21 protein-coding genes are annotated in these 22,348 nt (G+C 69.5%); 7 read left to right on the top strand and 14 right to left on the bottom strand.

Translation table 11 applies throughout. The annotated features are described in order from the left end of the window. Positions 1-29: 29 nt before the first annotated feature. Entirely contained in the window at positions 30-1,418 is a 1,389-nt protein-coding gene (locus tag KHF85_RS09385; RefSeq protein ID WP_284569356.1) for an FAD-binding oxidoreductase, read from the bottom strand. A gap of 299 nt (positions 1,419-1,717) precedes the next feature. Here KHF85_RS09385 and serA point away from each other — a divergent pair, with 299 nt between their 5' ends. Further along, positions 1,718-2,959, top strand: a complete 1,242-nt coding sequence (gene serA / locus KHF85_RS09380) for a phosphoglycerate dehydrogenase (RefSeq protein WP_284569355.1) — start codon at positions 1,718-1,720, stop codon at positions 2,957-2,959. Between the two features lie 198 nt (positions 2,960-3,157). On the opposite strand, the gene KHF85_RS09375 is transcribed toward serA, so the two are convergent. Both KHF85_RS09375 and KHF85_RS09370 read right to left on the bottom strand, forming a co-directional pair. Beyond that, a complete protein-coding gene (locus tag KHF85_RS09375) occupies positions 3,158-3,439 on the bottom strand; it encodes a hypothetical protein (protein ID WP_345782177.1) in 282 nt (93 codons plus the stop codon). A 109-nt stretch (positions 3,440-3,548) separates the two neighbouring features. Then, positions 3,549-4,100 carry an NUDIX hydrolase gene (locus KHF85_RS09370; RefSeq protein WP_284569354.1) on the bottom strand — a complete coding sequence of 184 codons (552 nt, stop codon included), beginning with the start codon at positions 4,098-4,100 and terminating at the stop codon, positions 3,549-3,551. A 169-nt stretch (positions 4,101-4,269) separates the two neighbouring features. Here KHF85_RS09370 and KHF85_RS09365 point away from each other — a divergent pair, with 169 nt between their 5' ends. The 6 genes from KHF85_RS09365 (at position 4,270) to KHF85_RS09340 (ending at position 10,368) form a co-directional block, all read left to right on the top strand. After that, entirely contained in the window at positions 4,270-5,742 is a 1,473-nt protein-coding gene (locus tag KHF85_RS09365) for an amino acid permease (RefSeq protein ID WP_284569353.1), read from the top strand. A gap of 108 nt (positions 5,743-5,850) precedes the next feature. After that, positions 5,851-7,287 (top strand): amino acid permease, encoded by a 1,437-nt coding sequence (locus KHF85_RS09360; protein ID WP_284569352.1) that lies wholly within the window; start codon positions 5,851-5,853, stop codon positions 7,285-7,287. Between the two features lie 9 nt (positions 7,288-7,296). Beyond that, positions 7,297-7,938, top strand: a complete 642-nt coding sequence (locus KHF85_RS09355) for a methylthioribulose 1-phosphate dehydratase (protein ID WP_284569351.1) — start codon at positions 7,297-7,299, stop codon at positions 7,936-7,938. A gap of 105 nt (positions 7,939-8,043) precedes the next feature. Further along, complete coding sequence (locus tag KHF85_RS09350) at positions 8,044-8,610, top strand: 1,2-dihydroxy-3-keto-5-methylthiopentene dioxygenase (protein ID WP_284569350.1); 567 nt, start codon at positions 8,044-8,046, stop codon at positions 8,608-8,610. Between the two features lie 3 nt (positions 8,611-8,613). After that, positions 8,614-9,312 carry an acireductone synthase gene (gene mtnC, locus KHF85_RS09345; RefSeq protein ID WP_284569349.1) on the top strand — a complete coding sequence of 233 codons (699 nt, stop codon included), beginning with the start codon at positions 8,614-8,616 and terminating at the stop codon, positions 9,310-9,312. A gap of 60 nt (positions 9,313-9,372) precedes the next feature. After that, positions 9,373-10,368 (top strand): C13 family peptidase, encoded by a 996-nt coding sequence (locus tag KHF85_RS09340; RefSeq protein ID WP_064541995.1) that lies wholly within the window; start codon positions 9,373-9,375, stop codon positions 10,366-10,368. A gap of 894 nt (positions 10,369-11,262) precedes the next feature. Here the strand turns inward: KHF85_RS09340 and KHF85_RS09335 are convergent. From KHF85_RS09335 to hisS, 11 genes are all read right to left on the bottom strand, one after another. Further along, complete coding sequence (locus KHF85_RS09335) at positions 11,263-12,849, bottom strand: calcineurin-like phosphoesterase family protein (RefSeq protein WP_284569348.1); 1,587 nt, start codon at positions 12,847-12,849, stop codon at positions 11,263-11,265. Positions 12,850-12,927: 78 nt separating this feature from the next. Then, the gene (hisIE, locus tag KHF85_RS09330; RefSeq protein WP_284569347.1) at positions 12,928-13,581 is read right to left on the bottom strand and encodes a bifunctional phosphoribosyl-AMP cyclohydrolase/phosphoribosyl-ATP diphosphatase HisIE; all 654 of its coding nucleotides are present in this window, start codon (positions 13,579-13,581) and stop codon (positions 12,928-12,930) included. Then, complete coding sequence (gene hisF, locus KHF85_RS09325) at positions 13,571-14,347, bottom strand: imidazole glycerol phosphate synthase subunit HisF (RefSeq protein WP_284569346.1); 777 nt, start codon at positions 14,345-14,347, stop codon at positions 13,571-13,573. Before hisF ends, hisIE begins: the two co-directional genes overlap by 11 nt. Further along, the gene (gene hisA, locus KHF85_RS09320; protein WP_284569345.1) at positions 14,341-15,075 is read right to left on the bottom strand and encodes a 1-(5-phosphoribosyl)-5-[(5-phosphoribosylamino)methylideneamino]imidazole-4-carboxamide isomerase; all 735 of its coding nucleotides are present in this window, start codon (positions 15,073-15,075) and stop codon (positions 14,341-14,343) included. The genes hisF and hisA overlap by 7 nt, the downstream gene beginning before the upstream one ends. After that, positions 15,072-15,674 (bottom strand): imidazole glycerol phosphate synthase subunit HisH, encoded by a 603-nt coding sequence (gene hisH / locus KHF85_RS09315; RefSeq protein ID WP_284569344.1) that lies wholly within the window; start codon positions 15,672-15,674, stop codon positions 15,072-15,074. Before hisH ends, hisA begins: the two co-directional genes overlap by 4 nt. A 28-nt stretch (positions 15,675-15,702) precedes the next feature. Continuing rightward, a complete protein-coding gene (gene hisB, locus KHF85_RS09310; protein ID WP_284569343.1) occupies positions 15,703-16,830 on the bottom strand; it encodes a bifunctional histidinol-phosphatase/imidazoleglycerol-phosphate dehydratase HisB in 1,128 nt (375 codons plus the stop codon). Then, positions 16,827-17,936 carry a histidinol-phosphate transaminase gene (hisC, locus tag KHF85_RS09305; protein WP_284569342.1) on the bottom strand — a complete coding sequence of 370 codons (1,110 nt, stop codon included), beginning with the start codon at positions 17,934-17,936 and terminating at the stop codon, positions 16,827-16,829. Before hisC ends, hisB begins: the two co-directional genes overlap by 4 nt. Continuing rightward, on the bottom strand, positions 17,933-19,228 hold the full coding sequence (gene hisD / locus KHF85_RS09300) for a histidinol dehydrogenase (protein ID WP_284569341.1): 1,296 nt from the start codon (positions 19,226-19,228) through the stop codon (positions 17,933-17,935). Before hisD ends, hisC begins: the two co-directional genes overlap by 4 nt. Further along, positions 19,225-20,139: an ATP phosphoribosyltransferase gene (gene hisG / locus KHF85_RS09295; protein WP_284569340.1), complete on the bottom strand. Its 915-nt coding sequence runs from the start codon at positions 20,137-20,139 to the stop codon at positions 19,225-19,227. Before hisG ends, hisD begins: the two co-directional genes overlap by 4 nt. A 9-nt stretch (positions 20,140-20,148) precedes the next feature. Next, on the bottom strand, positions 20,149-20,475 hold the full coding sequence (locus KHF85_RS09290) for a YerC/YecD family TrpR-related protein (RefSeq protein ID WP_284569339.1): 327 nt from the start codon (positions 20,473-20,475) through the stop codon (positions 20,149-20,151). A 429-nt stretch (positions 20,476-20,904) separates the two neighbouring features. Further along, positions 20,905-22,302: a histidine--tRNA ligase gene (hisS, locus tag KHF85_RS09285; RefSeq protein WP_284569338.1), complete on the bottom strand. Its 1,398-nt coding sequence runs from the start codon at positions 22,300-22,302 to the stop codon at positions 20,905-20,907. Between the last annotated feature and the right edge of the window lie 46 nt (positions 22,303-22,348).

Raw genomic sequence — 22,348 nt, 5'->3', positions numbered from 1 at the left:
CGCCCGCGCCTGCACCGCCGGCGCGCGGCTCAGGGATCGAACAGCTTGCCCGGATTGAGCAGCCCGGCCGGATCGAACACACGCTTGACCGCGCGCATCAGCGCGATCTCCTCGGCGCTGCGGGTGCTTTGCAGATACGGCTTCTTGACCAGGCCGATGCCGTGTTCGGCGGAGATGCTGCCGCCATGCTCGGCCAGCACCTGCGCCAGCAGCTTGGTGACCTGCTCGCAGGCGGCGATGAAGTCGGCGTCGGCGGTGGCGTCGGGCTTGAGCACGTTGATGTGCAGGTTGCCGTCGCCGATATGGCCGAACCAGACCACGTCGAACTGCGGGTAGGCGTGGCCAAGCAGCGCCTGGGTCTGCGCCAGGAACGCCGGCATCGCCGAGATCCGCACCGACACGTCGTTCTTGTACGGCGTGTAGCGCGCCACTGCCTCGGTGATGCCTTCGCGCAGGCGCCACAGCTGCGCGGCCTGCGCATCGCTCTGGCTGATCACCCCGTCCAGCACCCAGCCTGGCTCCATGCAGGCCTCGAACGCGGCCAGCGCCGCGGCTTCCTGCGCCTCGTCGCCGCTGGCGTATTCGGTAACCACGTAGTACGGATAGACCGTGTCGAACGGCGCCTGCGCGCCGTGCGCCAGCACATGCTGCAGCGCGCGGTCGGTGAAGAATTCGAAGGCCTCCAGCTGCAGGCGGCTGCGGAACGCGGCGAACACCTGCATCAGCACTTCGAACGAAGGCAGCGCCAGCAGCATCACGTTGCTCGGCGGCGGCGGGTCGGTCAGCCGCAACGTGGCCTCCACGACGATGCCGAGGGTGCCTTCCGAGCCGATCAGCAACTGGCGAAAATCGTAGCCGCTGGAATTCTTGATCAGCCCGCGGTTGAGCTCGAGCAACTCGCCGCTGCCGGTCACCACCTTGAGCCCGGCGATCCATTCGCGGGTATTGCCGTAGCGGATCACGCGGATGCCGCCGGCATTGGTGGCGATATTGCCGCCGATCGAACACGAGCCGCGCGCGGCGAAATCCACCGGATACACCAGCCCGTGCTCGCGCGCGGCGTTGTGCACCGCTTCCAGCGGCATGCCGGCCTGCACGGTGAGGGTGCGATCGACCGCATCGAACGCCAGCGCCTTGTTCATCCGCTCCAGGCTCAGCACCAGTTCGCCGTGCGCGGCCACCGCGCCGCCGGACAGGCCGGTGCGGCCGCCGGAAGGCACCACCGCCACCGCGTGGTCGTTGGCCCAGCGCAGCACCGCCTGCACCTCCTGCACCGTGGCCGGCAGCGCGATCGCCAGCGGCGCCGGCGTCCAGCGCCGGGTCCAGTCGCGGCCGTAGTGCTCCAGGTCGGCGGGGTCGGTCTTCAGGCGCAGTCCGGGAACGGCGTGCGTAAGGGCATCCAGGCGCGGGTCGGTCATCGGCTCAGAGGTCGTGGCGAAGGCAAGCGTTCAAGCGTGCCAGCGTTGTGCGGTGGCGTCTAGTTGTGTGCGGGACTCGGGACCCGGGACTCGGAAAAGCGAAGGGCCACCGGCTCGAAGCAAGGACGACTGTCAGGCGCACGCTCGCTCCGAGTCCCGAGTCCCGAGTCCCGAACAAGATGCAACTGAAACCGTCGCCACCGTTGCATCCGCGCCCTCCCGGCGTCCTATTGCGTCGCACCAAAGCGCGGATCCATCTGGCATAGTGACTGCCCCTTTCGCCAGGCCTCGTCGCTGCAATGTCGCCCAAGAAAACCTCGTTTCCGAAGCAGGATATCCGCGTGCTGCTGCTCGAAGGCATCAGCCAGACCGCCATCGACGTGTTCCGCGCCGCCGGCTACTCGCAGATCGAACTGCACGCCAAGTCGCTGCCGGAAGACGAACTGAAGGCGCGCATCGCCGAGGCGCACATCGTCGGCATCCGCTCGCGCACCCAGCTCAGCGCCGAGGTGCTGGCGCAGGCCAAGCGCCTGATCGCGGTCGGCTGCTTCTGCATCGGCACCAACCAGGTGGACCTGGACGCGGCCGAGCTGGCCGGCATCCCGGTGTTCAACGCGCCCTATTCCAATACCCGCAGCGTCGCCGAGCTGGTCATCGCCGAGGCGATCCTGCTGTTGCGCGGGATTCCGCAGAAGAACGCCGAATGCCACCGCGGCGGCTGGTCGAAGTCGGCCGCCGGCAGCCACGAGACCCGCGGCAAGGTGCTGGGCATCGTTGGCTACGGGCATATCGGCACCCAGGTCGGCGTGCTGGCCGAGTCGCTGGGCATGCAGGTGATCTTCCACGACATCGAAGCCAAGCTATCGCTGGGCAACGCGCGCGCGGCGACCGACCTGGACGAGCTGCTGGCGCGTTCGGACGTGGTGACCCTGCACGTGCCGGAAACGCCTGCGACCAAGGACATGATCGGCGCGGCGCAGATCGCGCAGATGAAGCCGGGCGGGCACCTGATCAACGCCTCGCGCGGCACCGTGATCGACATCGCCGCGCTGGACGCGGCGCTGACCTGCGGCCACATCGGCGGCGCGGCGGTGGACGTGTTCCCGGTCGAGCCGAAGGGCAACGGCGACGCGTTCGAATCGCCGCTGGCCGCGCACGACAACGTGATCCTGACTCCGCACGTGGGCGGCAGCACGCTGGAAGCGCAGGACAACATCGGCGTGGAGGTGGCGGCCAAGCTGGTGCGCTACAGCGACAACGGCAGCACCGTGTCGGCGGTGAACTTCCCCGAGGTCAGCCTGCCCGAGCACGCCGAGAGCCTGCGCCTGCTGCACATCCACCGCAACGTGCCGGGCGTGCTGTCGCAGGTCAACGAACTGTTCTCGCGCCACAACGTCAACATCGACGGCCAGTTCCTGCGCACCGACCCCAAGGTCGGCTACGTGGTGATCGACGTCGCCGCCAGCGAGCAACTGGCGGCGGTGCTGAAGGACGAGCTGGGGCAGATCGCGGGGACGGTGCGGACGAGGGTTCTTTACTGAGTTCGGGACTCGGGACCCGGGACTCGGGACTCGGAACAGCGGCGACGCCGGCGAGTCCGCTCTCCGACTGCGACCAGGCCTGGATGGATGGCGGTGGCGCAAACGCACGAACGCTTGAGACGCAGAAAACAAGCGCGGAAAAGCAGATCACGCAACCCACGCTCTTCCGAGTCCCGAGTCCCGAGTCCCCAGTCCCGATCAGGGCTGCAATTCACCGCGCAACCCCTCGCTCAACAGATAATCGTCGGCCTTCAGGTACCACCGCTCCGGGCCGGTGGTGACGGCCTCCATGTATAGGCCGGCGCCGTCCTCGCGCGGCGGGCGCTGCAGGCTGACGATCGCCACGCCATGCGGCGGCCCGCTCAACGCCAGCAGCGCACGGTGCACGGTGCGCGCCAGTTCGGCCGACGCCATCCGTTCGTCGAGCGGGCGGAACGCCAGGCGGTAGGTGAAGGCAGCAGCGGTGCGGGACATGGGCATGCACGGGCAACGGGCGCCCAAGGGTACCCAATCCCGCGATGCACGCCCAGCCAGCGGCGGATGCTCAGCGCCCGCGCACGCCAGTCAGGCAACGCCCGTCACCTGCGCATCAGCGTCCGCGGTGCGCCAGCCACTTGCCGGCCATGCGCCGCAGCGACGGATCCAGGTCCGGCTCGGACAGCAGTTCGGCGATCGGGCGCCAGGCCAGGGCCAGCGACTCGGCGCTGACCGCGAACGCCTCGTCCGCGCCGGCGCGCACCACGTAGCGCGCGTCGAAGTGCCAGTGTCCGGGCACGTCGCTGCGCTCGGGGATCCAGTGCCGGTCCAGGTCGAACAGGGCGCCGTCCTCCAGCGCCAGCCCGGACAGCCCCGATTCCTCCGTGGCTTCCTTCAGCGCCACCAGCGCCAGGTCGCGCTCGCCGTCGGCATGCCCGCCCAGCTGCAGCCAGCGCTGCAGCTTGCGGTGGTGGGTCAGCAGGGTGCGGGTGCCGTCGGCGCTGACCAGCCAGGCCGAACCGGTGAAGTGGCCGTCCAGGCGTTCGCGCACGAACGGGTCCTGCGCATCGTCCAGCACTGCCAGGAATTGCGCGGCAACCTCGGCCTGCTGCGGCCAAAGGGTGGCATAGGCGTGCAACTGGCGGCGCAGGGAAAGGTCCGGCATGGGCGGTTCTCGCGATCGGGGCCGGCCATTATCGCCGCCGACGGCGCAGCGCTGCTTGTGGCGGCCGCCCGGCTTTGGCATGGTACGACGCTTGCGTGGCCTGCTTGGGCCTAGCGCACCATCGTTACCGGGGCGAGACCGCTCCGATCGCCACTGGGAAATGCACCGCATGCTGAAGTCTGTGTTGAGGGTCAAGCCGATCGAGCCTGCCGGCCACGTCGATGCCGGCGAACCGTTCGAAGGCAGCCTGGAAGGCGAAGCCACGCTGCAACGGACCCTCACTGCCAAGCATCTGATCATGCTCGGCATCGGCGCGGTGATCGGCGCGGGCATCTTCGTGCTGACCGGCCAGGCTGCGGCCAACCACGCCGGACCGGCGGTGATGCTGTCGTTCGTGTTCGCCGGCATCGCCTGCGCCTTCGCCGGCCTGTGCTATGCCGAATTCGCGGCGATGATGCCGGTGTCCGGCAGCGCCTACTCCTACTCCTACACCACCCTGGGCGAAGGCGTGGCCTGGTTCATCGGTTGGTGCCTGGTGCTGGAATACCTGTTCGCCGGCTCCAGCGTCGCGGTCGGCTGGTCGGCCTATCTGATCAGTTTCCTCAGCGGCACCCTGGGCCTGCCGTTCCCCGCCGAACTGGCCGGCGCGCCGCTGGTCTGGGACGGCGATGCCTTCGTCGCCTCCGGCAACATCGTCAATCTGCCGGCGGTGCTGATCGTGGTCGCGGTCAGCGCGCTGTGCTACGTCGGCGTCACCCAGTCCGCGTTCGTCAACGCCATCGTGGTGGCGATCAAGGTCGCGGTGATCTGCCTGTTCGTCGGCTTCGGCATTTCCCACATCGATCCGGCCAACTGGCATCCGTTCATCCCCGAGAACACCGGGCCGGGCCAGTTCGGCTGGAGCGGCATCTTCCGCGCCGCCTCCATCGTGTTCTTCTCCTATATCGGTTTCGACGCGGTCTCCACCTCGGCCGGCGAAACCAAGGACCCGCAGCGCAACATGCCGATCGGCATCCTGGTGTCGCTGGCGGTGTGCACGGTCATCTACATCATCGTCTGCGCGGTACTGACCGGCCTGCTGCCCTACACCCAGCTCGGCACCGCCAAGCCGGTCGCCACCGCGCTGGAGCACTACCCGAGCCTGGCCTGGCTGAAGACCGCGGTGGAGATCGGCGCGATCGCCGGCCTGTCCTCGGTGGTGCTGGTGATGCTGATGGCGCAGCCACGCATCTTCTACACCATGTCCCGCGACGGCCTGCTGCCCAAGCTGTTCGGCAAGGTCCATCGCAAGTTCCACACGCCCTACGTCGGCACCATCTTCGTCGGCGTGGTGGCCGCGCTGCTGGCCGGCCTGATCCCGCTGGACGTGCTCGGCGAACTGGTGTCGATGGGCACCCTGCTCGCCTTCGCCACGGTCTGCATCGGGGTGATGGTGCTGCGCTTCACCAAGCCCGACCTGGGGCGCCCGTTCCGGGTGCCGCTGGCGATGGTGATCTGCCCGCTCGGCGCGCTGGCCTGCCTGTTCCTGTTCCTGCAAGCGTTCCAGGAACACTGGAAGGTCTTCGTCGGCTGGACCGTGATCGGCCTGTTCATCTACTTCGGCTACGGCATCCGCCACAGCCGCCTGGCCACCAAGGCGTAATTGCGCGTCCCTCGCAAAAGCCCGCACGTCCGTGTGCGGGATTCAAATCTCGCGTCCCTCATGCAAGAGCCTGCACGTCCATGTGCAGGGATCAACAGGAACCGCTCCATGTTCAAACAACTCTGGGCCACCAAACACCCCCATGCCGCTCACGAGGACGCCGGCGGCCTGGGCCTGCAGCGCTCGCTCGGCCCGTGGGGCCTGACCGCCTTGGGGATCGGCGCGGTGATCGGCGGCGGCATCTTCGTCATCACCGGACAGGCCGCGGCCAACCATGCCGGCCCGGCGATCATGCTGTCGTTCGTGCTGGCCGCGCTGTGCTGCGCGTTCTGCGCGCTGGCCTATGCCGAATTCGCGGCGATGGTGCCGGTGTCCGGCAGCGCCTACACCTACACCTACGCCACCTTCGGCGAGCTGGCGGCCTGGTTCATCGGCTGGATGCTGGTGCTCGAATACAGCGTGTCGTCCTCGGCGGTGGCAGTGAGCTGGACCGGTTATTTCCTGAGCCTGCTCGATCATTTCGGCATGCACCTGCCCGCGGCCCTGGTCAACGCGCCGCTGGACGGCAAGCTGCAGCGCACCGGCGCGATCGCCAACCTGCCCGCCGCCGGCATCGTGCTGCTGCTGACCTGGCTGTGCTATGCCGGCATCCGCAAGTCCTCGGCGATGAACATGGCGATGGTGATCCTGAAGACCGGGCTGATCCTGCTGGTGATCGCGGTCGGCTGGAAGTACGTGGACACGGCCAACTGGCATCCGTTCATCCCGGCCAACGCCGGCCCCGGCAAGTACGGCATGGACGGGGTGCTGCGCGGCGCGGCGATGGTGTTCTTCGCCTACATCGGTTTCGAGGCCGTGTCGGTGGCGGCGCAGGAATCGCACCGGCCGCAGCGCGACCTGCCGATCGGCATGATCCTGTCGCTGGTGATCTGCACCGTGCTGTACATCACCATGGCGGCGGTGATGACCGGGCTGGTGCCCTACACCCAACTGGGCACCGACGAGCCGGTGGTGACCGCGGTGGCCGCGCACCCGCAGTTGGCCTGGCTGCGGGTGGTGGTCGAGGTCGGCGCGCTGATCGGCCTGTCCTCGGTGGTGCTGGTGATGATCATCGGCCAGCCGCGGATCTTCATGATCATCGCCCGCGACGGGCTGCTGCCGCCGGTGTTCACCAAGATCCATCCGAAGTACCGCACCCCGCACATCAACACGGTGATCACCGGCATCGGCATCGCGCTGCTGGCGGCGCTGTTCCCGCTGGACGTGCTCGGCGAACTGACCTCGATGGGCACGCTGATCGCCTTCGCCGCGGTCTGCGCCGGGGTGCTGGTGTTGCGCCGCACCCAGCCGGACCTGCCGCGTCCGTTCCGCATCCCGTTCGCCTGGCCGATCTGCATCGCCGGCATGCTCAGCTGCCTGGCGCTGCTGTCGGCGATGACCGCGCACAACTGGCTGCTGATGGGCGGCTGGACCGGGCTCGGCCTGCTGATCTATTTCGGCTACGGCTTCCGCCACAGCCGTCTGCGTGCCACACGGGCTGGCTAGAATAGGGGCATGAACGCACAGCCCTACGATACCGAACGCCTGCGCACGCTGGCCCAGCTGCTGATCGGCAACATCCGCGAACTGTCGGCGGCCGGCTGGACCCCGGCCACCAGCAGCAACTTCTCGCACCGGCTCGACGCCGCGCATGCCGCGATCACCGTGTCCGGCCGCGACAAGGGCCGGCTGGTCGAGGCCGACATCATGGTGGTGGACTTCGACGGCAAGGCCGTCGGCAGCGATCACCGGCCCTCGGCCGAGACCCTGCTGCACACCCAGCTGTACCGCCGTTTCCCGGAAGTCGGCTGCGTGCTGCACACGCATTCGCCAGTGCAGACCATCGCTTCGCGGCTGTACGCCGGCGCCGGCCACGTGCGCCTGGAAGGCTACGAATTGCTGAAGGCGCTGCACGGCAACCAGACCCACGAAACCGCGGTGGAGCTGCCGGTGTTCGCCAACACCCAGGACATGACCGTGCTGGCCGCGCAGGTGGACGCGCTGCTCGACCGCGCCCCGCTGTGGGGCTACCTGATCGACGGCCACGGCCTGTACGCCTGGGGCCGCGACATGGCCGAGGCGCGCCGCCACCTGGAAGCGATCGAGTTCCTGCTGCATTGCGAGCTGGAACTGCGCAAGCTGCGCGCAAGCGGCTGAGGCCCGGCGCGCCGCGCCGCGCGACAGCGTTCCAGCGCCGCAACGGCGGCTTACCCCCCAGCTGCTACCCTTTTCCTCCCCTCCACGACGCCCTCGCCCGCCGCCATGAGCCGACTCCGCATCTTCGCCGAAACCACTCCCGACGCGCCGCTGTTCGACAGCCGCGATGGCGACGCGATCGCCGCCGAACTGCGCAAGATCGGCGTCACCTTCGAGCGCTGGCAGGCCGACCAGCCGATCGAGGCCGGCGCCACGCCGGAAGCGGTGATGGCCGCCTACAAGACCGACATCGACCGGCTGGTCGCCACGCACGGTTTCAAGACCGTGGACGTGGTCAGCATCGCCCCGGACCATCCGCAGCGCGAGGAGATGCGCAGCAAGTTCCTCGACGAGCATTTCCACAAGGAAGACGAAGTTCGGTTCTTCGTCGCCGGCTCGGGCCTGTTCACCCTGCACGTGGACGGCAAGGTCTACGAGATCGAATGCGTGCAGAACGATCTGATCGCGGTGCCGGACGGCACCCACCACTGGTTCGACATGGGCCCGGAGCCGCGCTTCATCGCGATCCGCTTCTTCACCGAGCCGGACGGCTGGGTCGGTCATTTCACCGACACCGACATCGCCCAGCGCTTCCCGCGCTACGAAGCGGCGCTGCGCGGCGAGGCGAACTGAACGATGAGCGCCCCCCGCGTGATCCTGACCGACATCGAAGGCACCACCAGCAGCATCTCCTTCGTCAAGGACGTGCTGTTCCCCTACGCGCGCCGCGCCCTGCCCGACTTCGTGCGCGAGCACGGCCAGCAGCCGCAGGTGCGGCAGTGGCTGGACGCGGTGGCGACCGAATCTGGCGGCATCTGCACCGATGCGGTGATCGTGGAGACGCTGCAGGGCTGGATCGACCAGGACCGCAAGCACACAGCGCTGAAGGCGCTGCAGGGCATGATCTGGGAAGCCGGCTACCGCGACGCCGACTTCGCCGCGCACATCTACCCCGACGCGGCGCCGGCGCTGCGCCGCTGGCATGCCGACGGCCACCCGCTATACGTGTACTCGTCCGGCTCGGTGCCGGCGCAGAAACTGTTCTTCGGCCATAGCGACGCCGGCGACCTGACCGGGCTGTTCTCCGGCTGGTTCGACACCGAAGTCGGCGCCAAGCGCGAGGCGGCCAGTTACGCGCGCATCGCCGAGGCGACCGGCGTGCCGGCCGCGCAGATCGTGTTCCTGTCCGACGTGGTCGCCGAACTCGATGCCGCGCGCGAGGCCGGGCTGGACACGGTGCTGGTCGATCGCCGCGAGGACTATCCCGAACCGCGCCTCGGCGATGCCTGCAACGGCCACCGGCGCGTGGAGCGTTTCGCCGAGCTGGCGTTCTGAGTGCAGCGCGGCATCGCCACGCGCTGCCGCGTCCTTCTTCCGTCGCATCCGCCGCCGCCCATGCCTTGGTTCTTGCGCAGCAGCTTGCCGTACCGACGCCTGGCCCTGACCCTGCTGCTGGCGCTGCTGCTGCCGGCCTGCCATGCGGATGCCGGCGCGGCGCAGGCACAGGCGCAGGCCGATGCACCGGCGCCGGTCGATCCGATCGACCAGGCGCAGCTGCGCAAGGCTTTGGCCGCGCTGCAGCCGCAGCGGCCGGGCAGCACCGACCTGTACGTGGTCGGCTTCGCCGGCGACGCCAGCGAAGACGTGTTCCGCAACGAGACCCGGTACCTGCGCCAGCTGTTCGCGCAGCGCTTCGGCGCGGCGGGACGCATCGTCACCCTGATCAACCACGCCGACAATCTAGGCGCCCACGCCTACGCGCCGCAGGCCTCGTACGACAACCTGGCCGATACGCTGCAGCGGATCGGCAAGCTGATGGACCGGCGCGAGGACGCGCTGCTGCTGTTCCTGACCAGCCACGGCACCGAACAGCACGAGCTGTATGTGCAGTTCGGCCCCGGCGAGGACGCCGACTACGACACCATCACCCCCAAGGAACTGCGCGGGTTGCTCGACGCCGCCGGCATCCGCAACCGGGTGATCGTGCTGTCGGCCTGCTACTCGGGCGGCTTCGTGCCGGCGCTGAAGAGTCCGGACACGCTGATCATCACCGCCGCGCGCCGCGACCGGCCCTCGTTCGGCTGCGGCAACACCGCCAGCGCCACCTATTTCGGCCGCGCCTGGCTGATCGACGCGCTGGCGCGCACCACCGATTTCGTCGAGAGCTATCGCCTGGCCACGGCCGAGATCAGCGCGCGCGAACAGGCGCAAGGCGAAGCGCCGTCGTATCCGCAGCTGTACGTCGGCGCGCGCATCGCACCGCTGCTGCAGCGCTGGCGCGCACAGTTGCGGCCGGTCGCGGCGCCGGCGTATCCCTATCCGGAACCTGAGGCGCAGACGCAGACGACAGCAGCGCCGGACACCCCGGCCGACGGCAAGGCCGGGCAATAGCCAAGCCGGACGAGGCTTCGGCTCCGAATGCCGATGACGAGGCCGAGACGGCAGATTCGGTGCGCGCGCGGCAACCTTCGAAAGGATCGCGAAATGGCTTCGCCCCGACCCTTACCCCAACCCCTCTCTCCCACGGGGACTTCCTTCGGTCGCCGGAGGGAAAGGGGCTTCAGTGCGGCGAACGGGCACCGCCTTCCGCGGTCGTACCTACCATGTGCGTCGCGCGACGACAGCCGCTCAAGATGATCCAACAAAGTGCGTAGTGCGGCATCGAGGGCATGTCTTTTGTGCGCCGCCTTGCGAGAAGATGCGACTGAGTCGCGTTTGATCGCCAAATCTTGGCGCTCGCTAGACTTGGCCCCGTAGCAAGCCCGCCAGCCTCACGCCAGCCAGCTGCGCCCGATCCTTCCGCCCGCTCGCCTTCGCTCGCCAGCCAGGATCATTTGCTTTCGACAGCCTCCCGCGTGGAGGCGTTTTTGTTTTCGGGATTCGGAAATCCATCTGCTGCTCTTGTGTCTTGTGGCCAGCGGTGCCGACAGATCCGCGGGCTCTGAAGGGTTTGCTACTCGCGCTCGTCGCGACTGAAGTCGCTCCCACAAGAACTCGCGGCGAGCCCGCCGGGTGCACTGTAGGAGTGGCTTCAGCCACGACAGTTAGCGTGCACAGCCGACGCATTTGCCGACGCATTTGTCGCGGCTGAAGCCGCTCCTACAGGAACCTGCGGCCTGTTCGCCGGGTGCACTGGGGGAGGGACTTCAGTCCCGACGCTGCCCGGTCGCGGCACCTCCACCGCTGCGCTCGTCGCGACTGCTGGCACGACGCGGGAAGTCGAAACGCTAGCCGCTTGCCAGGCCAGGCACCCATCGCCTCAACGCGCCGATGCGCGACGCGCACTCAGGGCGTCGCGTCCTGCAGACGATAGCCGGTGCTGGCGCGTTGCTCGCCGCGCCAGCGGTCGAAGGCGCGGACTTCGATGCGGTGCGCGCCGGCACCCAGGTCGGTCGGCAAGGCGCCGCGCCACAGGTGCTGCGAGGGGATCGCTTCCGGCGAACGGTCGTAGCCGCGCAGTGCGTCGGCAGCATCGTCGCGCGCGTTTTCGGCGAGCAGATCCGGATCCGGCTGCTGCACGCGGGCCATCGGCTTCCACGCGCCGTCGTCGATGCGGTATTCCACGCGGCTGTCGTCCTCGCCCATGAACACGTTCGCATACACCGCCCAGGCCGGATACGCGCCGCGGCGCAATACCTTCGGCGCATGCAAACGCATCTGCGCATCGGCCGCGGCACGCGCGGCGTGGTACGCAAGCGCGTAGCGGCCATCGCGCTGCACGGTCAGCAGCGCATAGCCGTTCGGGGTGCCGTCGGCCATCGTCGCCGCGGGAATGCCGTCGGCGTCCTTGGCCCCGGACCAGAACGCGCCGCAGGCCGCGCCCACGTTGTATTCGTGCAGCGGCTGCGCGCCGTGCCAGCCATCGGCGGCGCCGTGATAGTAGTGGCGCTGGGTATGGCTGTGGCCGCTGAGCACCAGCACCTGCGCGAACGGTTGCAGCAGCGCGAACAGGCGCGCGCGGTCGGCATGGCGGAACGTCTCCTTGCCCGGCGCGGCGTCGAACAGCGGGATGTGCATGCCCAGCACCAGCAGCCGCTGCTTCGGCAGCGTGGCCAGGTAGGCCTGCAGGAACGCGAACTGGTCCTCGCGCAGGCCGCCGACATACTTGGGCTGCTGCTGCGGCTGGTAGACCACGTCGTCGAGGAACACGAAGCTGGCGCCGCCCTCCTCCACCGCATAGGTGTCCGGCCCGTAGACCGCGCGCCAGCTGGACAGCGAGTGGGCATCGTCGGCCGCATCGACATTGAGGTCGTGGTTGCCGGGCACGTGGAACCACGGCACGCCGAGCCTGGCGGTCTCGGCGTTCAATGCGGGATACAGCGACAGGTCGTCGCTGACCACGTCGCCCAGGGTGGTACCCAGGCGCGCGCGGGTCTTGCCGAGCAGCGGCGCAACGATGTCGCGCGCGTAGTAGCCGATGTCGGTCACCGAGGCGGTCTGGGTGTCGGCGAACACCAGCACTTCGGTGCTGGCCGCGGCCGGTTGCGCGCGCAGCGCGAAATCCCAGCCGTCGCTGGCGCCGCTGGTCGGCGCGATGCCCGGGTAGTTGAGCTTGGGCGATCCGGCCGGCGCGTAGTGCCGCCAGTACGCCGGCAAACCGTTGCCGGCACTGGCGAAGGCATAGCCGTCGGGCTTGATCACGAACACCGTGCGCCCCGGCACCACGTCGAGGCGGTAGCGGCCCTGCGCATCGGTGCGCACGATCTGCACGCCGTCGGAGACCTGCACGCCGGCGATGCCGCGCTCGCCACTGCCGCGGCCCGCATGGCCGTCGCGCTCCTGATAGACGCTGCCGCTGATCGTGGCGGTCTGCGCCGGCGCGGGCGCGGCGGCGGTCAACAGGCAGAGAAGCACTACGGCACGCAGCGACATGCGGGATATCCGGCAATCGAAACCAGCCGCGATTGTAGCCATCCGCCGCGGCACGGCGCCGACCGCCGTGGCGCGAACCTACTTGTGCCGCGCTTCCAGCACCGCAACCGCGTCGGCCAGCGCCAGGCCGCGCGCGCGCAGCAGCACGGTCAGGTGGTACAGCAGGTCGGCCGATTCGCCGAGCAGCGCTGCATCGTCCTGCGCCACGCCGGCCAATGCGGTTTCCACGCCTTCCTCGCCGACCTTCTGTGCGATGCGCCGCGTGCCCTTCTCGAACAGCTGCGTGGTGTAGCTGCCGGGCGGTCGCGTGCGTTCGCGCTGTGCGACCAGGCGGTCCAGCGCCCCCAGGAACTGGCCCGGCGCCTGCGGAAAGCAGCTGCTGCGGCCGAGGTGGCAGGTCGGCCCGTGCGGGTGCGCTGTGACCAGCAGCGTGTCGCGGTCGCAGTCGGTCTCGATCGCCACCAGCGCCAGGGTGTTGCCCGAGCTTTCGCCCTTGGTCCACAGCCGCTGCTTGCTGCGGCTGTAGAAGGTGACCTTGCCGCTGGCGCGGGTCGCGGCCAACGCGTCGGCATTCATGTAGCCGAGCATCAGCACGCGCAGCGTGGCCGCGTCCTGCACCACTACGGGCAGCAGGCCGTCGCCCTTGCTCCAATCCAGCGTGCTCCAATCCAAGGTGTCCCCAGCAAACGCCGCATCCGCGGGCGCGGCGGCGGCTTCGTGCTCATGCGCCATCGCGCACCTCGATCTGTCGTTGGCGCAGAAAGCGCTTGAGGTCGGGAATCGGAATCGCGCCGCTGTGGAACACGCTGGCGGCCAGCGCGCCGTCCACGTCGGCCTGTTCGAACACGTCGGCGAAGTGCTGCATCTGCCCGGCGCCACCGGAGGCGATCAGCGGCACCTTGCACAACGTGCGCACCTCGAACAGCTGGGCGATGTCGTAGCCGCGGCGCACGCCGTCGTTGTCCATGCAGTTGAGCACGATCTCGCCGGCGCCCAGCTGCTGCGCCTCCACCACCCAGTCCACGGTGCGCACGCTCAGCGCCTGGGTCTTGTCCGGGTCGCCGGTGAAGCGGCGCACGCGCCACTGGCCGTCGTCCTCGCGGATCGAATCGATGCCCACCACCACGCATTGCACGCCGAACGCTTCGGCCAGTTCGGCGATCAGCGCCGGCCGCTCCAGCGCCGGCGAGTTGATCGAGATCTTGTCGGCGCCGGCATGCAGCACCGCGCGCGCGGTGGCCACGTCGCGGATGCCGCCGGCCACGCAGAACGGGATGTCGATCAGCCGCGCCACGCGCTCGACCCAGGCGTAGTCCACCGAACGCCCTTCCGGGCTGGCGCCGATGTCGTAGAACACCAGTTCGTCGGCGCCCTGGTCGCGGTAGCGCAAAGCCAGCTCGACGATGTCGCCCATGTCGATATGGTCGCGGAACTTGACGCCCTTGACCACGCGGCCTTCGCGCACGTCCAGGCACGGGATGATGCGCCGGCTCAGCATGCCAGCGCCTCGTCCAGGCGCAATCGCCCTTCCAGCAGCGACTTGCCAAGCACTGCGCCGGCGCAGCCGACCTCGCGCGCGGCGCGCACGTCGGCGGCGTTGCGGATGCCGCCGGAGGCCTGTACGTCCACGCCCGGCGCGATCCGGCGCAGGTAGGCGTACAGCGCCAGGTTCGGTCCGGACAGCATGCCGTCGCGGGCGATGTCGGTGCACAGCAGGTGTTTCAGTCCGGCCGCGGCGTACTCGACCGCCAGCGCTTCCAGGGTCAGCGAGGAGGTCTCGGTCCAGCCCAGCACCGGCAGCCGCCACACGCCGTGCGCGTCCTGGCGCGTGTCCAGGGCCACGGTGATGCGTTCGGCGCCGAACTCGGCCAGCCATGCCAGCACCGATTCGCGGTCGCGCACCGCCAGCGAGCCGATCACCACGCGCGCGGCGCCGGCGTCGAGCATGCGCTGCACGTCGGCGCGCGAGCGCACGCCGCCGCCGGTCTGCACCTGCAGCCCGGTCTGCGCGCGGATCTGGCTCAGCAGCGGCGCCAGGGTATAGCCGCCGGCACGCGCCGCGTCCAGGTCGACCAGATGCATCCAGCCTGCGCCGGCATCGGCGAAGGCCTGCGCGCGCGGCAGCGGATCGTCGCCGTAATGGGTTTCGCGGGCGTAGTCGCCTTGCGCCAGCCGCACCACGCGGCCGTCGCGGATGTCCAATGCGGGATAGACGATGAAGCTCATCGGAAATCGGTCTCGAGGAAGTTGCGCAGGATGCGCGCGCCGGTGCTCGCCGAGCGCTCGGGATGGAATTGCGCGCCACAGCGGCGGCCATGCTGCACCACCGCGGTGAACAGGCCGCCATGATCGCAGGCGGCCACGGTGTCGGCGGTGACCGGTGCGGCGTAGCCGTGCACGAAATAGGCGCTGGCGTGCTCCGGCACGCCATCCAGCAGCGGCGAGGCACGCATCGGCAACAGCCGGTTCCAGCCCATGTGCGGGATGCGGACGCCCAGTGCCGGCGGCATGCGCCGGACCACGCCGGTCAGCAGACCTAGGCAATCGACGTCGCCTTCCTCGGAATGCTCGAACAGCAGCTGCATGCCCAGGCAGATGCCGATCAGCGGCACCTGCAGCGTGCGCAGCGGCTCGATCAGCCCTTGCTCGCGCAGCCGCGCCATCGCATGCGGCGCGGCGCCGACCCCGGGCAAAATCACCCGGTCCGCGCCCTGCAGCCCGGCGGCGTCGCGCACCAGCCTGGCTTCCACGCCCAGGCGCTCCAGCGCGTAGCGCACCGAGCCGAGATTGGCGCCGCCGGCATCGATCAGGGCGACATCGCTCATCGCAGCCTCCATGCGCGGGCGCCGCGCATCACAGCACGCCCTTGGTCGAAGGCAGCGCGGCGCCCTCGCGGCGCAGCGCCTGGCGCAAGGCGCGCGCCAATGCCTTGAAGCAGGCCTCGACCTTGTGGTGGTCGTTGTCGCCGTGCACGCGCAGATGCAGGTTCAGGCCCGAAGCGTCGCACAGCGAGCGGAAGAAATGCGGCACCAGTTCGGTCGGCAGGTCGCCGACGCGCTCGCGCTTGAACTCGCCTTCGAACACGAAATACGGGCGGCCGCTGAAATCCAGCGCGGCGCTGGCCAGGGTCTCGTCCATCGGCAGGGTGAAGCCGAGGCGCGCGTGGCCGCCGGCCGCCAGCCACGGGCTGTCCGGCGGATCGAAGCCGTAGCGGCCGATGCCGCGCTTGTCACCCAGCGCCTGGCGCAAGGCCTGGCCCAGTGCCAGGCCGGTGTCCTCGATGGTGTGGTGTTCGTCGATATGCAGGTCGCCCTCGGCGCGCACGTCCAGGGCGAAGCCGCCGTGCTTGCCGATCTGCTCGAGCATGTGGTCGAAGAACGGCAGCCCGGTGGCGCAATGCGGATCGCGCGCCAGGTCCAGGTCGATCTCGACCGCGATCCGGGTCTCCTTGGTGTCGCGCTGCACCCTGGCGCGGCGCGGCGCATCGGCCAGTTCGTGGGCGATGCCGGCCCAGTCCCAGTCGCCGCCGAACTGTTCGGTCTTCAGCTGGAAGCCGCGGATGCGCAGATTCTCGGCGAACTGGACGTCGGTGAGGCGGTCGCCGACCATCGCCGAGCGCGCCCAGTCGATGCTGCGGTCCTGCAGGTACGGCAGCATCAGGCCGATGCCGGGCTTGCGCGTGGGTGCGTTGTCGGCCGGCCAGCTGCAGTCGATCAGTACCTCGCGGAAGGCGATGCCCTGGCTGGCGAAGATCTGCAGCATCAGGTCGTTGGGGCCGTCGAACGCGGCCTGCGGAAAGGCTTCGCTGCCCAGCCCGTCCTGGTTGGTGACGATGACGAACTGGTAGCCGGCATCGCGCAATTTCAACATCGCCGGGATCACGCCCTGCACGAAACGCAGCTTCTCGTAGGCGTCGATCTGGAAATCGGCCGGCTCCTCGATCAGGGTGCCGTCGCGGTCGACGAACAGGATCGGGCTCATGCCGCCGCCCTCCCCGCCTGCAGCGCGCCGAGCACGCGCTGGTTCTGTTCCGGGGTGCCGAGGGTGATGCGCAGCGCATCGCCCAGGGTCGGCGCGGCGCGCTGGTCGCGCACCACCAAGCCGGCGGCCAGCAGCGCGCGGAATGCGCCTTCGGCATCGTCGAAGCGCAGCAGCAGGAAGTTGCCCTGCGAGGGATACACCCGGCGCACGCCAGGCAGCGCGGCCAGCGCGGCAGCCATGCGCTCGCGCTCGCCGCGGATCTCGGCCACGCGCAGCGCGGTCTGGCGCAACGGCGCGGGCTGCAGTGCGGCCAGCGCCAGCTGCGTGCACGGCGCCGGAATCGGGTATGGCGCCTGGCAGCGGCGCAGCACCGCGATCAGTGCCGGATCGGCGATCACGCAGCCGATCCGCGCCGCGGCCAGCGCATGCGCCTTGGACAGCGTGCGCAGCACCGCCAGGTTGGCGTGGCGCGCCAGCAGCGTGCTCGCCGAGGGCACGTCGGAGAATTCGCCATAGGCCTCGTCGACCACCAGCAAGGCGCGCCCATGCAGGCGCTCGGCGGCGCGTTCGATCTGCGCAAGCGGGAGTGCGGCGCCGCTGGGATTGCCGGGCGAGCACAGGAACACCAGCTTGGCCATCTGGCTCAGCGCCGCCTCCACCACTGCATCGATGTCGGTGACCAGGCCGGCCGCGTCTTCGCGCAACGGCACTTCGACGATGCGCGCGTTCTGCAGCCGCGCGCACACCGCATACATGCCGAACACCGGCGGGGTGATCACGATCGCGTCGCGGCCCGGCTCGCACAGCGCGCGCAGTAGCAGATCGATGGCCTCGTCGCTGCCGCGGCCGAGCAGCACCTGGTCCGGTGCGCAGGCGTACAGCGACGCCAGCGCCGCACGCAACGCCGGCGGCTGCGGATCCGGATAGCGGCGGTTGCCGGCGTCGCGGTCGGCGGGATTGGCCCAGGCCGATTCGTTGGCGTTGAGCCAGACATCGCCGTGCAGCACGCTGCTGCGCGCCGAAGAATAGCCGGCGAAGTCGCGCAGGTCGTGGCGCACCAGCGCCAGCATCGAACCCGGTATCGGCGTCGCGTCCGCCGCGCTCATGCCGCCTTCTCCATCCGCAGCGCCACCGCATTGGCATGCGCGTCCAGGCCCTCGGCGCGGGCCATGGTCACCGCGCAGGCGCCGATCGCGGCGATGCCGGCGCGGCTGGCGCTCTGCACGCTGACGAAGTTCTGGAAACTGGCGACGCTGACTCCGCTGTAGGCGCGCGCCGCGCCATTGGTCGGCAGCACGTGGTTGGTGCCGCTGCAATAGTCACCCAGCGCTTCCGGGGTGAAATCGCCGAGGAACACCGAACCCGCGGCCTCGACCCGCTCCAGCCAGGCGCGCGGCTCGCGCAGCGCCAGGATCAGGTGCTCGGGCGCGTAACGGTTGCTGATCGCGAACGCATCCTCGAGCGTGCCGACCTGGATCAGCCGCGACGCAGCCAGCGCCTGGCGCGCGATCGCCGCACGCGGCAGCGTCGCCAGCTGGCGCTCGATCTCGTCCTCGACCGCATCGATCAGCTCGGCGCTGTCGGACAGCAGCAACACCTGCGAATCCGGGCCATGCTCGGCCTGCGACAGCAGGTCGGCGGCGACGAAGGCGGCATCGGCGCCGACGTCGGCGATCACCAGCACCTCGGACGGCCCAGCCGGCATGTCGATCGCGGCCACGCCGGCCTGCGCCAGCTGCTGCTTGGCCTCGGTCACATAGCCATTGCCCGGCCCGAACAGCTTGTCGCAGGACGGCACCGAGGCGGTCCCGAAGCCCATCGCCGCGATCGCCTGCGCGCCGCCGAGCTTGAAGACGCGATCCACGCCGGTCAGCTTGGCGGCGACCAGCACCGCCGGATCGGCCGAGCCATCGGCGCGCGGCGGCGTGCACAGCACCACCTCGCGGCAGCCGGCCAGCGCCGCCGGCACGCACAGCATCAGCGCGGTGGACGGCAGCGGCGCGCTGCCGGCCGGCACGTACAGGCCGACCCGGCCGATCGGCCGCACCACCCGCTCGCAGACCACGCCCGGCGCGGTTTCCACCGCATACGGTCGCGCCATGCCGGCGCGGTGGAAGGTCTCGATCCGCGCCGCGGCCTGCGCCATCGCCTCGCGCAACACCGCCGGCACCGCCGCTTCTGCCGCGGCGAACTCGTCGGCGCCGACTTCGAAGCGCTGCAGCACCACGCCATCGAAACGCGCGGTGATCTCGCGCAGCGCGGCGTCGCCGCGGCTGCGCACCTCGTCCAACAACTGCGCCACCGCGGCGCGGGTCTGCGCGGCGACGGTCTGCGCCGGCCGGGTCAAGGCCTGCGTGCGCGCCGGCGCGTCGAGCGAATTCCAGTCCAGTCGGTTCATGCCAGCGAGCGCTCCACGGTCAACACCATCAGCCCCTGCGCGCCGGCGCGCTCCAGTTCCTCCATGCGCTGCCAGGTGATCGCGCCATGGCACATGGTCTGCAATTGCAGCGGGCCGTCGCCGTCGCCGGGCAGTTGCACCAGCGGGTCGGCATCGGGCAGCAACCGGGTCAGTTCGGCGACGTGGTCGCGCGCGGCGCGGAACATCAGCAACTTGCTGTCGCGCAGCTTGAGCACGCCGTCGAGCCGGCGCAGCAGCATCGCCGCCAGCCCGGCACGGGCGTCGCCCGGCTCGCGCACCGGCCCGGCCAGTACCGCCTCGCTTTCCAGCAATGTCTCCACCGGCTTGAGCTGGTTGGCGGCCAGGGTCGCGCCGCTGGACACCAGGTCGCAGATCAGGTCGGCGGTGCCCAGGCGCGGTGCGATCTCCACCGAGCCGGACAGCTCCACCACCTGCGCGTCGAGGCCGCGCGCTTGCAGCCAGTCGGCCAGCACCGCCGGGTAACTGGTGGCGATGCGCTTGCCCTGCAATTGTTCCGCGCCGGTCCATTCCCAGTTGTCGGGCACCGCCAGCATCAGCCGGCATTGGCCGAAGTTCAGCCCGCGCAGCGCGCGGTAGGCCTCGGGCAGGCCGTTGCGGCGGCGTTCGCCGGCCTGCTCTTCCAGCTCGTTGCGGCCGACGATGCCGAAGTCGCAGACGCCGTCGGCGATCAGCCCGGGGATGTCGTCGTCGCGCACCAGCAACAGATCCACCGGCAGCGATTCGCCGTAGCAGAACAATTTGTCGCGGCTTTCGCGCCAGCTCAGCCCGCAGGCGGCCAGCACCGCGCGCGCCGGCTCGGCCAGGCGGCCGCTCTTCTGGATCGCGATACGCAGCCGGTCACGCGCCGGCGCTGCCAGGGAAGCACTCATCAGGACATCTCAATGGGAATCGGAGGGGCGCGCCGCTTGCCGGCGCAGCGCCGTGGCATAGCCGCCGGCGCCGTATTCCAGGGTCCGCGCGACGCGGCCGATGGTGGTCACGCTGACCTGGGTCAGCTCGTGGATTTCGCGGTACGGCACGCCCTTGAGCAGCAGCGGCACCACCCGCCAGCGGTCGGACATCGCCTCCAGCTCGGCCGGCGTGCACAGGTCCCGCAGGAACGCGGCGACCTCCTGCGGCTTGCTCAGCTGGGCCAGGGCGCGCGACAGCGCCTTGAACGAGGGGTCGCTGTCGCGATCGGGTTGCGTGGAAGGTCGTTGTTTCATTGCGATAATGTAATAGCGTGTTAGTACATTAGCGCGATTGGACAGATCGGGTCAAGCCGCGGCGCACGCGAGCGTTATTAGGATATGTTCGATCGCCGATGGACACGAGGGCGCCATGCGATCTGTCGCGGCTGAAGCCGCTCCTACAGGGAGCGGGGTGCGCGTGCGCTTTCATGCGCTTCTGTAGGAGCGGCTTCAGCCGCGACAGGCACTCACACGATCGCGCAGGCCCAAGGGTGCAGGCACAGCTCCGGCCGCCCCTACGGGAACACCTGGTTGCAGGTGACGAACGCGCGTTGCGCTCACCCTTGCGTGAGCAGCTTCGGTGGCGACAGGCCCAGGGCCATCCGCGTCGCGACTGAAGTCGCTCCCACAAGGGACATGCGGCGCGCCCTCCAGGTTGCGCCACGCCAGGCCCGGCAAGCCAGCTCAGGGCATGACCTTGGACTGCTCCAGCTCGACCAGCAGGGCGCTGGCCAGCTCGTCGCGGGCGACCTCGAACTGCTGCTCGCGCACCAGGTCCTTGACCGCGACCACGCCGCGCGCCAGCTCGTCGTCGCCGGCCAGCACCACGAAGCGGATGCCGGCCCGCGCGGCGTACTGGAACTGCTTGCCGACCTTCTTCGGCTCCATCTGCACTTCGGTATTGATCCCGCCGACGCGCAGGCGCCGGGCGATGTCCAGCGCGTCGTCCAGCTTGGCCTCGTCCATCAGCGCGACCATCGCCTGCACGCTGCTGGAGGCGATGCCGTCGATCAGCCCGGCCTCGCGCAGCTGCCAGAACAAGCGGGTCAGGCCGATGGAAATGCCCACGCCCGGCAGCCTGGACTTGCTGTAGTGGCTGGCCAGGTCCTCGTAACGCCCGCCCGAGCAGATCGAGCCGATCTGCGGGTAGTCGGTCAGCAGGGTCTCGTAGACGGTGCCGGTGTAGTAGTCCAGGCCGCGGGCGATGGAGAAATTCAGGCAGTAAGCGGTTTCGGGCACGCCCAGCGCCTTGACCAGGGCCAGCACCTCGCGCAGCTCGGCCACGCCCTCGCCCAGCGTGGCGCTCGATGCGGCCGCCGCGGCCAGCGCATCCAGCCGCGCCAACGCGTCGTCGTGGCCGCTGGAGCGCACCGCGACAAAGGCCAGGATCCGCTCGACCTGCTCGGCCGGGATATCGAAACCCTCCCCGGCCAGCGTCTCGCGCACGTAGTCGGCACCGCGCTTGTCGAGCTTGTCGACCTCGCGCAGCACCGCCAGCTGGCGCTCGCCCTCGGCCACGCCCAGGCTCTCGAAGAAACCGCGCATCAGCTTACGGTTGTTCAACTGCACCGCGAACGCGCCGATGCCCAGTTCGGCGAACACCGCGTGGATCACCGCCAGCACTTCGGCGTCGTAGCGGATGCTCAGCGCGTCCTTGCCGATCACGTCGATGTCGCACTGGTAGAACTCGCGGAAACGGCCGCGCTGGGCGCGTTCGCCGCGGTACACGCGCTGCATCTGGTAGCGGCGGAACGGAAAGCTCAGCTCGTGCTCGTGTTCGGCCACGTAGCGCGCCAGCGGCACGGTCAGGTCGAAACGCAACGCAAGTTCCGGCAACCCGCCCTCGCCGCTGGCCTCGGCATTGGCCAGCGCGCCGGTGGACTGCACGAAATACACCTGGCGCTCGGTCTCCCCGCCGGACTTGGTCAGCAGCACGTCGGACAGTTCGAACACCGGCGTCTCCACCGGCAGGAACCCGAACCGCTCGTAATTGCGGCGGATGACGTCCAGCATGCGCTGGAACGCGATCTGCTCGCGCGGCAGCAATTCCATGATGCCGGGCGGCGTACGGGGCTTGATCACGTGCAAAACTCCTGCGTCTTGGGGGCAAACAGACGCCAATTCTAGC

Origin of the sequence: Xanthomonas graminis pv. graminis (assembly GCF_030168915.1) — a bacterium.
GTDB lineage: Bacteria > Pseudomonadota > Gammaproteobacteria > Xanthomonadales > Xanthomonadaceae > Xanthomonas_A > Xanthomonas_A translucens.
The sequence above is the reverse complement of the archived record's forward strand: the minus strand, read 5'-3'. Positions and strand labels throughout refer to the sequence as shown.

Bases quoted from the DNA above. Each gene is read 5' to 3' on its own strand.
- KHF85_RS09385 (WP_284569356.1), bottom strand. From the start codon at position 1,418: ATGACCGACCCGCGCCTGGATGCCCTTACGCACGCCGTTCCCGGACTG.
- serA (WP_284569355.1), top strand. From the start codon at position 1,718: ATGTCGCCCAAGAAAACCTCGTTTCCGAAGCAGGATATCCGCGTGCTG.
- KHF85_RS09375 (WP_345782177.1), bottom strand. From the start codon at position 3,439: ATGCCCATGTCCCGCACCGCTGCTGCCTTCACCTACCGCCTGGCGTTC.
- KHF85_RS09370 (WP_284569354.1), bottom strand. From the start codon at position 4,100: ATGCCGGACCTTTCCCTGCGCCGCCAGTTGCACGCCTATGCCACCCTT.
- KHF85_RS09365 (WP_284569353.1), top strand. From the start codon at position 4,270: ATGCTGAAGTCTGTGTTGAGGGTCAAGCCGATCGAGCCTGCCGGCCAC.
- KHF85_RS09360 (WP_284569352.1), top strand. From the start codon at position 5,851: ATGTTCAAACAACTCTGGGCCACCAAACACCCCCATGCCGCTCACGAG.
- KHF85_RS09355 (WP_284569351.1), top strand. From the start codon at position 7,297: ATGAACGCACAGCCCTACGATACCGAACGCCTGCGCACGCTGGCCCAG.
- KHF85_RS09350 (WP_284569350.1), top strand. From the start codon at position 8,044: ATGAGCCGACTCCGCATCTTCGCCGAAACCACTCCCGACGCGCCGCTG.
- mtnC (WP_284569349.1), top strand. From the start codon at position 8,614: ATGAGCGCCCCCCGCGTGATCCTGACCGACATCGAAGGCACCACCAGC.
- KHF85_RS09340 (WP_064541995.1), top strand. From the start codon at position 9,373: ATGCCTTGGTTCTTGCGCAGCAGCTTGCCGTACCGACGCCTGGCCCTG.
- KHF85_RS09335 (WP_284569348.1), bottom strand. From the start codon at position 12,849: ATGTCGCTGCGTGCCGTAGTGCTTCTCTGCCTGTTGACCGCCGCCGCG.
- hisIE (WP_284569347.1), bottom strand. From the start codon at position 13,581: ATGGCGCATGAGCACGAAGCCGCCGCCGCGCCCGCGGATGCGGCGTTT.
- hisF (WP_284569346.1), bottom strand. From the start codon at position 14,347: ATGCTGAGCCGGCGCATCATCCCGTGCCTGGACGTGCGCGAAGGCCGC.
- hisA (WP_284569345.1), bottom strand. From the start codon at position 15,075: ATGAGCTTCATCGTCTATCCCGCATTGGACATCCGCGACGGCCGCGTG.
- hisH (WP_284569344.1), bottom strand. From the start codon at position 15,674: ATGAGCGATGTCGCCCTGATCGATGCCGGCGGCGCCAATCTCGGCTCG.
- hisB (WP_284569343.1), bottom strand. From the start codon at position 16,830: ATGAGCCCGATCCTGTTCGTCGACCGCGACGGCACCCTGATCGAGGAG.
- hisC (WP_284569342.1), bottom strand. From the start codon at position 17,936: ATGAGCGCGGCGGACGCGACGCCGATACCGGGTTCGATGCTGGCGCTG.
- hisD (WP_284569341.1), bottom strand. From the start codon at position 19,228: ATGAACCGACTGGACTGGAATTCGCTCGACGCGCCGGCGCGCACGCAG.
- hisG (WP_284569340.1), bottom strand. From the start codon at position 20,139: ATGAGTGCTTCCCTGGCAGCGCCGGCGCGTGACCGGCTGCGTATCGCG.
- KHF85_RS09290 (WP_284569339.1), bottom strand. From the start codon at position 20,475: ATGAAACAACGACCTTCCACGCAACCCGATCGCGACAGCGACCCCTCG.